This is a genomic window from Ruegeria sp. YKSF131, from assembly GCF_059612645.1.
In genome coordinates this window covers 1-12084 of sequence record NZ_JBXWQZ010000088.1, presented here as the reverse complement: position 1 = coordinate 12084, position 12084 = coordinate 1, and the positions used below count along the sequence as shown (strand labels likewise).

11 protein-coding genes and 1 pseudogene are annotated in these 12084 nt (G+C 58.4%); 9 read left to right on the top strand and 3 right to left on the bottom strand.

Annotation, left to right across the window (positions count from 1 at the left end; translation table 11 throughout):
- On the bottom strand, positions 1 to 716 hold a 716-nt coding region (cyoE, locus tag AC2FLZ_RS20555), incomplete at its 3' end, for a heme o synthase (protein WP_496882691.1).
- 88 nt (positions 717 to 804) lie between these two features.
- Positions 805 to 1716 carry a cytochrome c oxidase subunit II gene (gene coxB, locus AC2FLZ_RS20550; RefSeq protein ID WP_480473697.1) on the bottom strand — a complete coding sequence of 304 codons (912 nt, stop codon included), beginning with the start codon at positions 1714 to 1716 and terminating at the stop codon, positions 805 to 807.
- 176 nt (positions 1717 to 1892) lie between these two features.
- Here coxB and tldD point away from each other — a divergent pair, with 176 nt between their 5' ends.
- The 6 genes from tldD to AC2FLZ_RS20520 all read left to right on the top strand — a co-directional run bounded on the left by tldD (position 1893) and on the right by AC2FLZ_RS20520 (position 9583).
- Positions 1893 to 3314 (top strand): metalloprotease TldD, encoded by a 1422-nt coding sequence (gene tldD, locus AC2FLZ_RS20545; RefSeq protein ID WP_267363048.1) that lies wholly within the window; start codon positions 1893 to 1895, stop codon positions 3312 to 3314.
- 239 nt (positions 3315 to 3553) lie between these two features.
- The gene (gene dprA / locus AC2FLZ_RS20540) at positions 3554 to 4681 is read left to right on the top strand and encodes a DNA-processing protein DprA (protein WP_480518860.1); all 1128 of its coding nucleotides are present in this window, start codon (positions 3554 to 3556) and stop codon (positions 4679 to 4681) included.
- 180 nt (positions 4682 to 4861) lie between these two features.
- Positions 4862 to 7489: a type I DNA topoisomerase gene (topA, locus tag AC2FLZ_RS20535; protein WP_496882690.1), complete on the top strand. Its 2628-nt coding sequence runs from the start codon at positions 4862 to 4864 to the stop codon at positions 7487 to 7489.
- A gap of 123 nt (positions 7490 to 7612) precedes the next feature.
- Positions 7613 to 8140 carry a superoxide dismutase family protein gene (locus tag AC2FLZ_RS20530; protein WP_496882689.1) on the top strand — a complete coding sequence of 176 codons (528 nt, stop codon included), beginning with the start codon at positions 7613 to 7615 and terminating at the stop codon, positions 8138 to 8140.
- Between the two features lie 112 nt (positions 8141 to 8252).
- Positions 8253 to 8957 carry a CoA transferase subunit A gene (locus AC2FLZ_RS20525; protein ID WP_267363040.1) on the top strand — a complete coding sequence of 235 codons (705 nt, stop codon included), beginning with the start codon at positions 8253 to 8255 and terminating at the stop codon, positions 8955 to 8957.
- A complete protein-coding gene (locus AC2FLZ_RS20520; protein ID WP_480495174.1) occupies positions 8957 to 9583 on the top strand; it encodes a CoA transferase subunit B in 627 nt (208 codons plus the stop codon). Before AC2FLZ_RS20525 ends, AC2FLZ_RS20520 begins: the two co-directional genes overlap by 1 nt.
- A 38-nt stretch (positions 9584 to 9621) precedes the next feature.
- Here AC2FLZ_RS20520 and AC2FLZ_RS20515 read toward each other — a convergent pair whose 3' ends face one another.
- Entirely contained in the window at positions 9622 to 10488 is an 867-nt protein-coding gene (locus AC2FLZ_RS20515; protein ID WP_496882688.1) for a lytic transglycosylase domain-containing protein, read from the bottom strand.
- A gap of 353 nt (positions 10489 to 10841) precedes the next feature.
- On the opposite strand from AC2FLZ_RS20515, the gene AC2FLZ_RS20510 reads away from it, so the two are divergent.
- From AC2FLZ_RS20510 to AC2FLZ_RS20500, 3 genes and pseudogenes are all read left to right on the top strand, one after another.
- Positions 10842 to 11069 (top strand): Flp family type IVb pilin, encoded by a 228-nt coding sequence (locus AC2FLZ_RS20510; protein WP_171724432.1) that lies wholly within the window; start codon positions 10842 to 10844, stop codon positions 11067 to 11069.
- A gap of 305 nt (positions 11070 to 11374) precedes the next feature.
- Complete coding sequence (locus AC2FLZ_RS20505; RefSeq protein ID WP_480518852.1) at positions 11375 to 11602, top strand: hypothetical protein; 228 nt, start codon at positions 11375 to 11377, stop codon at positions 11600 to 11602.
- 292 nt (positions 11603 to 11894) lie between these two features.
- Positions 11895 to 12084 (top strand): annotated as a pseudogene (locus AC2FLZ_RS20500) (Flp pilus assembly protein CpaB); the annotation flags it as partial.

Genomic DNA, 12084 nt, shown 5'->3' with positions numbered 1-12084 from the left:
GTTCCGACGGCCAGCAGGGCCAGCAGTGCTGTATAGACTAGGATATGGACACGTGTCGCCCGGCGACCGTGGGTGACGGTCAGCATCGGCACGCCCGCGTCGTCATAGTCCGAGCGCATGAACAGGGCCAGCGCCCAGAAATGCGGCGGCGTCCACATGAAGGTCAGGGCAAACATCAGCCAAGGCTCGACCGACATCGATCCCGTGGCGGCCACCCAGCCAATCACCGGAGGGAACGCGCCAGCTGCGCCACCGATCACGATGTTCTGCGGCGTCGAACGCTTCAGCCACATCGTGTAGACGACAACATAGAAGAAGATGGTGAAGGCCAGAAACGCGCCTGCGAACCAGTTGGTCGCAAGGCCCAGCATGATCACCGACAGACCCGACAGAGCCAGACCAACGGCCAGCGCCTCGCCTTCCTCGACCTTGCCAGAAGGGATCGGGCGGGATTTGGTGCGCTTCATGACACGGTCGATATCCGCGTCCCACCACATGTTCAGCGCGCCTGATGCTCCGCCGCCGATAGCGATGAACAGGATGGCGCAAAAACCGACGAAGGGATGGACAGGAACAGGCGCCGCCAACAAACCGACCAATGCCGTGAACACGACCAGCGACATCACGCGCGGCTTCAGCAGGGCGAAGTAATCGCCAAAGCCGGCCTCGTCCGCCCGGGCGGTCACTGTGCTGGCATTGATGCTTGCGTCGGTCATTTCCGGTCCTTTTGGGGCGAAAACTGCGCGGATCGCCCGCGCAGTCTGAGTTTTGTGTCAGACGGGGTTCAACCCGCCCCTATCGCGCTCAGTTCGAGGCGACCTGATAGCTTTGCGGCAGGCCCGCGTATTCTTCGATCGCGCCCTGCAGCCATTCGTCATAGACTTCCTGGCTTACGACCTTGACGGTAATCGGCATATAGGCGTGGTCCTTGCCACACAGTTCCGAACACTGACCAAAATAGATGCCTTCCTTGTCGGCCTGAAACCACAGCTCGGCCAGACGTCCGGGCACACCGTCCTGCTTTACGCCAAAGGCCGGGATGGTCCACGAGTGGATCACGTCGGATGCAGTCACCTGCATCACGATGACCTTGCCGACCGGAACGACTACTGCGGTGTCCGTGGCCAGCAGCCATTCATCATCGCTGTAGCCTGCATCGATCAGCTTGGCGCGCATTGCGTCATCCAGAACAAACGGCGTTACATCCGCATCTGCGGGGCGTGCGCCCTCGTCCAGGGTCGCCGGATGGCCCAGCAGATAGCTGTCGAATGCGAAATCGTGATCAACATATTCGTAGGTCCAGTACCACTGGTTGCCGACGACTTTGATGGTGATGTCACCTTCCGGGATTTCCTGCTGTTTGAAAAGAACTGGCAACGAGAACGCGCCAATAAACACCAGAATCAAGATCGGACCCAGGGTCCAGGCGATTTCAACAGGGGTATAGTGCGAGAAACGTGCCGGGGTCGGATTTGCGCGCTGATTGTAGCGCACGATGCAATAGACCAGCAAAGCTGCAACCAGCAGACAGACCGCGGTGATGATCACAAGAATCATGCTGTCCAGCTTCTGGATTCCTGTGGCAAGGCTGGTGGCCGCGGGCTGAAAGCCCATGCCGCCGTCTACCGGCTTGCCAATAATCTCAAGCTCCTGAGCCATGGCGGGTAGGCTGGAGAGGGCTGTCATAAACCCTGAAAGCATCAAAGCATTCTTCATGTTCTGTCCTGATCGTTTGATCTTTGCGTCCCTGACGGAAAGGTGTGAATCGGTCGCACCTCTCCCGTTGTCTTTGGCCGCGTTAAAAACCATATTCCAGCGGGTAGATAAAGCAAAATGCTTGCGTCAAACAGACGCTATTTTTGATCTGGATCAAACCCGAAAGGTCGCTACCCATGCCTGAAGCCCCGTTTCGCCCCTTTGAGAGCGCCCTGCCGCAAGATGAAGCACTGGCCATATTGCGTTCGGCAACGGACGGGGCCGAGGATGGAGAGCTGTTTGTCGAGCGTCGGAAATCCGAATCTCTGGTGTTTGACGACGGGCGTCTTCGCACCGCGTCTTATGACGCATCCGAGGGGTTTGGTCTGCGCGCCGTTCAGGGCGAAGTGGCGGGGTACGCGCATTCGACTGATGTATCGATAGCCGCGCTGAAACGTGCTGCCGAGACCGCGCGACTGGCGGTTGGCGATGGAGGCGGAACGCTCGCCGAAGCCCCCCGGCCCACGAATACGCGCTTGTACACGGACGAAGACCCAATCGAATCTGCCGCCTTCCCGGTGAAAATCGAAACCCTGCGGGAGATTGACGCCTTTGCCCGCGACCTGGATCCGCGGGTGGTTCAGGTTAGCGCAATGATCGCAGCCGCCGTGCAGGAGGTGGAAATTCTGCGACCCGATGGTGTGATGGTGCGTGACGTGCGCCCCATGACGCGCGTGAATGTCTCGGTCATTGTTGAACAGGACGGGCGGCGCGAAAGCGGATCGGCCGGTGGCGGCGGGCGGGTTGGCCTAAGCGGGCTGATCGACCCGGCCGACTGGCAGGCCAAGGCGCGCGAAGCCCTGCGCATCGCGTTGGTCAATCTGGACGCGGTTCCCGCGCCTGCCGGCGTGATGGAGGTTGCACTTGGCCCCGGCTGGCCCGGTATTTTGCTGCACGAAGCCATCGGTCACGGGCTAGAGGGCGATTTCAACCGCAAGGGAAGCTCGGCCTTTGCCGGGCTGATGGGGCAACAGATTGCATCCAAGGGCGTGACCGTGGTGGATGACGGCACGATTGCCGACCGTCGCGGCTCGATCACTGTGGATGATGAGGGCACGCCCAGCTCACGCACCGTGCTGATCGAGGACGGCATCCTGACCGGCTACATGCAGGATCGGCAAAACGCCCGGCTGATGGGCGTTGCGCCCACGGGCAACGGGCGGCGGCAAAGCTATGCGCACAAGCCAATGCCCCGCATGACCAATACGATCATGTTGGGGGGCGACGCTGATCCGGCAGCTTTGGTGGCAGATATTAAAGACGGCATCTGGGCGGTTGGATTCGGAGGCGGCCAGGTCGACATCACCAACGGCAAGTTCGTTTTCTCGTGTACCGAGGCGTATCGGGTCGAAAACGGCAAGATCGGAGCGCCTGTCAAAGGGGCCACGCTGATCGGCGACGGGCCTTCGGCGTTGAAACGTATCCGCGGCCTTGGCAATGATATGGCTTTGGATCCGGGTATGGGCACCTGCGGCAAGGACGGTCAATGGGTGCCCGTGGGTGTGGGTCAACCGACAGTGCTGATGGACGGGCTGACTGTCGGCGGGTCGGCAGCCTGAGTCGGAAGACAAGCGCAACGGCAGGCGCAGGGTTAACCATACGCCACTTTGATTCGACAGCGTTCCAACCGGCGCTATTAATTTGAGCGCCGGTTGGTTAATTTTCTTTTATTTACTTTCAGACACTTAACCGGTGCATTCCCCGAGAAATACAGATAAATCGCTGCTAATTATCTGCGATTCAGAGGCTGTTAACCCCCTGTCCCGTAAACCAGTTCTGCAATCAGGCGGAGCAACGGATGACCGAAGAGCAGCTTTCTTCCAATCACCCCCCACTCCCACCCACCACGGAAGAGGAACGGTTTTCGTGGCTTCGCCTGTTGCGCTCGCGCAAGGTCGGCCCGGCGACGTTTCGTCGGCTGATGCGCGAACATGGCTCGGCGCAGAACGCGCTGGCCGCGCTGCCTGAAATGGCACGCGCCGCCGGAATAGAAGGGTATGAAACCTGCCCCCCCGGCGTGATCGAGGCGGAACTCAGGGCCGCAGAAGCCGCCAAAGCGCGGCTTTTGTGCCTTGGGTCCGCGGATTTCCCCGACGCATTGAACGACCTATCCGATGCCCCGCCCTTGCTTTGGGCCATCGGGGATGTGTCGCTGTTGCAGAAACCGGCGATTGCGATGGTGGGCGCGCGCAACTGTTCCTCGTTGGGCGTGCGGATGGCGCGTGGTCTGGCGCGCGCCTTGGGCGAAAAGGGCCATGTGATTGTTTCGGGTCTAGCGCGCGGTATTGATACGGCGGCGCATATGGCGTCGCTGGACACCGGCACAGTTGCCGTCATGGCGGGTGGTGTTGATGTCATTTACCCGGCCGAGAACACGGAACTGGCGCATAATATTGCAACCAAGGGACTGCGGCTGTCGGAACAGCCGATGGGCGTGACACCTCAGGCCAGGCATTTTCCGCGCCGCAACCGTATCATCTCGGGCCTGGCCCAAGCTGTCGTGGTGGTTGAGGCAGCCGCCAAATCCGGAAGCCTGATCACGGCGCGTGACGCCCTGGATCAGGGGCGCGAGGTTCTGGCCGTGCCCGGCCACCCGTTCGACGCCCGCGCTGCCGGGTGCAACCTTTTGATTCGGGACGGTGCAACGCTGGTCCGGTCGGTGGACGACGTTGTCGAGGCCCTGCCACGGCACGGTGATCCGATCTTTGCAAAACCCGAGCTGCCACCTGCCAAGCAGCCACGGCCTGCCGCACAGGATTTGCAGGCGCAAATCCTTGAGCGGCTGGGACCTTCCCCCATCGCCGAAGACCAGTTGCTGCGCGATATTGCGGCCTCGGCAGGGGATCTGGGGCCAGCGCTGGTCGACCTTGAACTGGACGGACGAATCCAGCGCCAGCCGGGCGGGTTGTTGTCTCTGGCAAGCTGACTTGGATGGAAGGCAAGAATGCCCAGCCGAACGCTCTGCTTGCCAGTCGGCGCGGGTATCATGCTGAAATCACGTCGCTTTTCCGCCTGCCAAAGGAACGCATTGACAATCCCCGCTTGCCCCACACATTTTGCACCACCATAAAAGGCGCCAAATTCGTCGAGCGAGGTTTCCCCTTAAATGCCCGTAGTTGTTGTAGAATCTCCGGCCAAAGCAAAAACAATCAATAAATATCTCGGCCCTGACTACACCGTTCTGGCCTCTTACGGCCATGTGCGGGACCTGCCGCCAAAGGACGGATCGGTCGATCCGGACCATGGATTTTGCATGACATGGGAAGTGGGCAATGACAGCCGCAAACATGTAAAGGCCATCGCCGACGCGCTGAAAGAAGACAACGCGCTGATCCTCGCCACCGACCCTGATCGTGAGGGCGAGGCGATCAGTTGGCACTTGCAGGAAGCGCTGACCAAGCGCCGATCGATCAAGAAAGATACACCGGTCAGCCGGGTGACCTTCAACGCCATCACCAAAGAGGCGGTGACAGAGGCGATGAAAAACCCGCGCGATGTCGATATGCCCCTGGTCGAAGCGTATCTGGCGCGCCGCGCCTTGGATTACCTTGTTGGCTTCAACCTGTCACCGGTTCTGTGGCGCAAACTGCCCGGTGCAAAATCCGCAGGTCGGGTGCAATCGGTCTGTCTGCGCCTGATCGTCGAGCGTGAGATGGAGATCGAAGCGTTCAAGCCGGTCGAGTACTGGTCGGTCCGGGCCCTGTTCGAGACACCGCGTGGTCAAACCTATGAGGCGCGGCTGGTCACGTTGGCGGGCAAGAAACTGGACAAGCACGATCTGACCAACGCAACACAGGCCGAACTGGCGGTTCAGGCCGTCACCAGCCGCGCGCTGCGTGTGACTTCGGTTGAAGCCAAGCCCGCCGCGCGCAATCCAAGCGCGCCGTTCATGACTTCGACCCTGCAACAGGAGGCCAGCCGCAAATTCGGCATGGGCGCGCGCCACGCGATGCAGGTGGCGCAGCGCCTCTATGAGGCCGGATACATTACCTATATGCGAACCGACGGGATCGACATGGCCCCCGAGGCCGTGACGGCAACGCGCGACACCATCGCGGATCGATACGGTGCAGAGTATGTGCCGGACAGCCCGCGTATGTACAAAAACAAGGCCAAAAACGCGCAGGAAGCACACGAGTGTATCCGCCCCACGGATATGACGCGTGATGCAAAGGCGCTGAAGGTCACGGATGAAGATCAGCGCAAGCTTTATGATCTGATCTGGAAACGGACGATTGCCTGCCAGATGGCAGCAGCACGGTTAGAGCGCACCACGGTCGAGATTGGCAGTGATGACGGTCAAGTCGGTCTGCGTGCCACCGGTCAGGTGGTATTGTTCGACGGATTCATGCGCGTCTATGAGGAAGGCCGCGATGATGTCGCCGATGATGACGAAAAACGCCTGCCGCAGATCATGCAGGGCGACCCCGCGCGCTTTTCCAAAACTACGTTGCGCGATCAGTTTGCCAAGGCCACCAGCGAGTCGGACAAAGCCGCAATCATGGCAGATAACGAAGCCGTTCTGGCGTTGCAGCATCACACGCAACCGCCGCCGCGCTATACCGAGGCCACTTTGGTCAAGCGGATGGAGGAGTTGGGGATCGGACGTCCTTCGACCTATGCCTCGATCGTGACCACGATTCAGGACCGCGAATATGTGCGCAAGGACAAGAACCGGCTGATCCCCGAGGAAAAGGGCCGGATCGTCACCATCTTTCTGCTGAACTTTTTCCGTCAATACGTTGGATACGAATTCACCGCGAATCTGGAAGAGCAACTGGATGACGTCAGCGCCGGTGATCGTGACTACAAGGATCTGCTGGGCAAGTTCTGGCGTGATTTCTCGGCAGCGATTGGCGAAACATCCGAACTGCGCATATCGGAAGTGCTGGACAAGCTGGACGAGGCATTGGCGCCACAGCTTTACCCCCCGCGCGAGGACGGGTCCGACCCGCGTATCTGCCCGAAATGCGGGTTGGGACAATTGCACCTGAAAACCTCACGCACCGGCGGGTTCGTGGGCTGCGGAAACTATCCGGAGTGCACTTATACGCGGCCTATCGCCGGTGAAGGCGCGGAAGGCGACGAACAATTGCTGGGCGAAGACGCCGGGGATGAGATCTGGCTGAAGTCCGGCCGATTTGGGCCGTATGTCCAGCGAGGCGAACCCACGCCCGAGAACAAGAAGCCGCCGCGCGCCTCGCTTCCACGCGGCTGGAGCAAGGATGACATGGATCTGGACAAGGCGCTGACGCTTCTGTCCCTGCCGCGCCAGATCGGTGAGCACCCCGAAGGCGGCATGATCACCTCGAACTTCGGGCGTTTTGGCCCCTATCTGATGCATCAGTTGGCCGATGAAGCCAAGCCGGTCTATGCCAACCTCAAAGACCCAAACGATGTGTTCGAGATCGGTATGAACCGCGCCGTAGAGCTTTTGGCGGAAAAACGAGCCAATCCCGGTGGGCGCGGGCGCGCAGCGGCAAAAGCTTTGAAAGACCTGGGCGAGCATCCCGATGGCGGCGCGATGCAGGTTCTGGACGGACGGTACGGGCCATATGTGAAGTGGGAAAAGGTCAACGCGACCATCCCGAAAGACATCAAGCCCGAAGACGTGACGCAGGAAATGGCCATCGAACTGGTCAATGAGCGCGCATCCAAGAAGGGCACCAAGAAAAAGGCTGCACCCAAAAAGAAGGCTGCCGCCAAGAAGACAGCAAAGAAAGCGGCTGAATAAACCGGACGTTTGACCGGGACATGTCACTAAGCGCGCGGGCCGGTTTCTGAATAAAGGAACCGGCCTGCGTGTTTACAGTCTGACGCGATACAGGATTGCGTTGTTCAGTAAAGGAGTTGAGACATGTTCAGAACCGCCATTCTTGTTGCGGTGATAAGCGTTGCGGCTGCCACGCAGGGCCAGGCCGCGCATCACGTCAAATCCGCCACAGCCGAAATCATCAACGCGCAAGGCGACGTCATTGGTCAGGCGAAGGCGACGCAAGGGCCCAATGGTGTTCTGCTGCACGTGCGCGTCACAGACCTGCCGCCGGGAAAACATGGGTTGCACCTGCACAGCCATGGTGTCTGCGAGGCCGGTGAAGGGTTCAAGACGGCCCAAGGCCATGTTGGCAAAGTTGAAGGCGCACATGGGCTGCTGAACCCTGAAGGCCCCGAGCCCGGCGATCTGCCCAATCTATATGTGAGACAGGATGGTGTGGGCGAGATGGAGGCCTTTACAAACCTGGTTTCGCTTGAGGGTGACGGGAACACATTGCTGGATGCGGACGGGTCAACTTTCATCATCCACGAAGCTGGCGACGATCACATTAGCCAGCCCATTGGCGGTGCTGGCGGGCGCATCGCCTGTGGGATCCTGATCGCCGACTGACACTATTGTCAGCTGAACTACCGTAGAAATACCTGAACCTTCTGGTTTTATTGACTTCCCCATGACGTGGCGGCACAACCTGCCCATCACCATGTCATTGGGGGAGTTTTCCATGAAGAAAGTCTATGCCAATGCCGCCGAGGCACTCGATGGGGTGCTGACGGATGGCATGCTGATTGCCGCGGGCGGGTTTGGCCTGTGCGGCATTCCCGAACTGTTGCTTGCTGCCATCAGGGATTCGGGCGTCAAAGACCTGAGCTTTGCGTCGAACAATGCCGGTGTGGACGATTTCGGCATCGGCATCCTGTTGCAGACCAGGCAGGTCAGAAAGATGATCAGCTCGTATGTCGGCGAAAACGCCGAATTCATGCGCCAGTACCTGAGCGGTGAGCTGGAACTGGAATTCAACCCGCAAGGAACACTGGCCGAACGGATGCGCGCCGGTGGTGCCGGTATTCCCGGGTTCTACACCAAGACGGGCGTCGGCACCGTGATTGCGGAAGGCAAGGAGCACAAGGATTTCAACGGCGAGACCTATATCCTTGAGGAAGGCATTTTTGCCGATCTGGCCATCGTCAAAGCTTGGAAAGCTGACGACACCGGCAATCTGGTATTCCGCAAGACCGCCCGCAACTTTAATGTGCCCGCTGCAACCTGCGGCAAGATCTGCGTGGCCGAAGTGGAAGAGATTGTTCCGCGCGGCTCACTGGACCCGGACAAGATCCACCTGCCCGGTATCTATGTGCATCGCATCATTCAGGGCGATCATGAAAAGCGCATCGAACAGCGCACCACCCGCAAGAAGGAGGACGCATAATGCCCTGGGACCGCAATCAGATGGCCGCACGCGCGGCAGAGGAACTGGACGACGGCATGTATGTGAACCTCGGCATCGGGATTCCGACGCTGGTGGCAAACTATGTCGGCGACAAGGACATCACGCTGCAATCGGAAAACGGTATGCTGGGTATGGGCCCTTTCCCGTATGAAGGCGAAGAAGACCCGGACCTGATCAACGCCGGTAAACAGACGATCACCGAACTGTCCCGCACTGCCTATTTCGACAGCGCCACGTCCTTTGCGATGATCCGCGGCGGCAAGATCGCTGCAGCGATCCTGGGCGCCATGGAAGTGGATGAGAAAGGCGACCTGGCAAACTGGATGATCCCCGGCAAGCTGGTGAAAGGCATGGGCGGCGCCATGGACCTGGTTGCAGGCGTTGGGCGCGTGATCGTGGTTATGGACCACACCAACAAGCACGGTGAAAGCAAGGTCCTGAAGGAATGCACTCTGCCACTGACCGGCAAGGGCGTCGTGGATCGCATCATCACCAATCTGGGCGTTCTGGACGTGGTCGAGGGCGGATTGAGAATCGTCGAACTGGCAGATGGTGTCAGTGAAGACGAAATGCGCGCTGCGACCGAAGCGACAATCGTCGGCTGAACAAAAGAAAAGGCCCGCCGGATCGAGGCGGGCCTTTTTCAATTTGAGGTCTGGAACACGCACCCATCTGAAATCAGATCCGGCGGTGTCGCGCACAAAGCCCGCGCGATCTGGAAAGCGGCCAGAACCTTGGGGACATAGTCTCGGGTTTCGGCATAAGGCGGCACGCCGCTGTGTTTGCGTACAGCCCCCTCACCCGCGTTGTAACCGGCCAAAACCAGAATCGGATCATTCCCGAACTCTTCCATCAGCCAGTTGAGGTATTTCACGCCCCCGGCAATGTTCTGCGAGGGTTGCAGACTGTCCTTAACGCCAAAGCGGGCAGCTGTGGCGGGCATCAATTGCATAAGCCCCTGTGCACCGGCCGAACTGACGGCATCCGCGCGACCGGCTGATTCAACCGAAATGACGGCCAGCACCAGCGCTGGCGACACATTGGTTCCCACGGTTGACCGCAAAATCTCGATCCCGCGTTCTTTTGCTATGTTTTGCAGCGATTGCAACCGGGGCGATCTTACATTCGTCGCCGCCAGCGCGTTAATCGCAGCATCAAGCCTCCCGGCCCCACCTTCATCGATATGCGGTGAAATGCGGTCCCAGAATGCCTTGTACGACCCTTTCGGGTCAGGCACGGCACCGATTCCCGGCACTGTGGGCTGAACCACTTTGGTTCTTGCTATGATTTCTGGAACCACCAGCTCCACCCCTGTGCTGGGGGCTGAGGGCTTGGCCGCGTGTTCCTCGGGTGTGATCTGAATGGTCACGCGAGGACGCTCACCCGGCTTGGGGGCCTTGATCCGCTTGTAAACTCCGCGCGGCTCAACCTCGGTCGCTGACCCGGGTGCGACACCAGATAGTAGAAACGCCAGTACACCGGCGCATTGAAGTGCGTTCCGGAGAGTCATGTGCCTGCCTCATGTATTCTTTTTACGCGATTTGAACCGCGAATCTTCGCCCAAGGCCAGAAAAACAAAGCGAATTGGGGCAATTTCGCCTCATTTGGCGTATATTTGCACCGCTGCGGAGCACTTCGCACCAATCGAAGAAATTTTTTTCCTTTTATTTGCAGAGGTTTACACATTTAGTGACTAAAAAGTTAAGCCGCGCGAAAAAAAATCTGTGTTTGGCCCAATTCCTGCCACGCACAACAGGCAAACATTAATCCATACCGAGACGGACATGAGCGGACTGAGAGAGAAAGCTCTGAAGAACGCCGAGGTTTGTTAAACTCTTTTTGATCCTTTAGGAGGGACGTAACATGATCAAGTTCATCAAGAACTTCCGCAAAGACGAAGACGGCGCAGTAACAGTTGACTGGGTTGTTCTGACCGCAGCAGTCATCGGCCTGGCAGCCGTTGCATACCAGCAGATCTCGGCTGGCGCGACCGGCCTGGCAACAGACGTGAACACCGCTCTGCAAGCATCGTCGATCAGCACCGGCAGCAACACCGCAACAGGTGGTATCACAGCTGCAGGCACCAACTAAGCCTTTGGTTTAGCAAGATTTCGAGACCGCGCCTTCAGGCGCGGTTTTTTTTGTTTCAGAAGTACCGGTACCTCCTGAGGCAAAGATTCAGGCTAATAGACATGACTCCGCGCGCCACACCACGAGCGCCACCGAATTAGTCACGCCCTTTTTCAGGTCTCACCGCAACAAGTAACACGTGAAAAAGTGCAGAATCTTAGATATTTCCACCAAAATCAACTTTTGGCCTGATTTCCGCCATCCGAACGAACCACTGTTGGGCGACGTTATGGGAAACACTGAATTGTCGTATTGGAGATAAGTAGATGCTAAAGTTCCTTACTCGCTTCAAATCGGACGAAGCAGGAGCGGTGACCGTTGACTGGGTGGTTTTGACCGCAGTGCTCATCGGTCTGTCAAGCGCGACCTACCTCGTCATCAGCTCAAGTGTTGATGGTATCGGCGGTAACATCAACCAAGCCATGAGTTCCTCTGTTGTCAGCACCGGCTCGAACACCGGGCCTGGCGGTCTCGTCACAGCGGGAACCAACTGAACCACAGCGAGTTTTCACATTCACGCGCCTTCCTGAGCTTGTTGGCGAACGTGTAGGGCAAATAAACGCGGCGACCTTTTGGGGCGCGGCGTTTGTTTCGTTGTTCTTCGTCTGGCCTGCCGCAAGGAAATGACAGCAGTCGTTTTGCGGAATTGTGCGAAAGCTGACGCAGAATCTAACAAGCAGACATTTTTGTCCCACATTTCGACACAATTTACATTTAACACTTGGGCTGTTTCAAAGTGGCCCTTTGGCCGCTTAGTATCCGGCTAAATAAGAAAGAGGTGCATGTATGCGAGCGGTATTCGGACTTGTCCTGATTGTCGGCGTTGCTCTGGCTGGGGGCGCCGTTTACATGGCGCGCAACTATATTGCGGCTTATCAAAGCGAATTGGCGCGGCAGAAACAAGCGGCAGAAGAAGCGCTGGCCAATGCCAAAGTCGATGTCATTCCAACGGTAACCGTTTACGTTTCAAATCGTG

Coding starts and splice junctions, on each gene's coding strand:
- coxB (WP_480473697.1), bottom strand. CDS start 1,716: ATGAAGAATGCTTTGATGCTTTCAGGGTTTATGACAGCCCTCTCCAGC.
- tldD (WP_267363048.1), top strand. CDS start 1,893: ATGCCTGAAGCCCCGTTTCGCCCCTTTGAGAGCGCCCTGCCGCAAGAT.
- dprA (WP_480518860.1), top strand. CDS start 3,554: ATGACCGAAGAGCAGCTTTCTTCCAATCACCCCCCACTCCCACCCACC.
- topA (WP_496882690.1), top strand. CDS start 4,862: ATGCCCGTAGTTGTTGTAGAATCTCCGGCCAAAGCAAAAACAATCAAT.
- AC2FLZ_RS20530 (WP_496882689.1), top strand. CDS start 7,613: ATGTTCAGAACCGCCATTCTTGTTGCGGTGATAAGCGTTGCGGCTGCC.
- AC2FLZ_RS20525 (WP_267363040.1), top strand. CDS start 8,253: ATGAAGAAAGTCTATGCCAATGCCGCCGAGGCACTCGATGGGGTGCTG.
- AC2FLZ_RS20520 (WP_480495174.1), top strand. CDS start 8,957: ATGCCCTGGGACCGCAATCAGATGGCCGCACGCGCGGCAGAGGAACTG.
- AC2FLZ_RS20515 (WP_496882688.1), bottom strand. CDS start 10,488: ATGACTCTCCGGAACGCACTTCAATGCGCCGGTGTACTGGCGTTTCTA.
- AC2FLZ_RS20510 (WP_171724432.1), top strand. CDS start 10,842: ATGATCAAGTTCATCAAGAACTTCCGCAAAGACGAAGACGGCGCAGTA.
- AC2FLZ_RS20505 (WP_480518852.1), top strand. CDS start 11,375: ATGCTAAAGTTCCTTACTCGCTTCAAATCGGACGAAGCAGGAGCGGTG.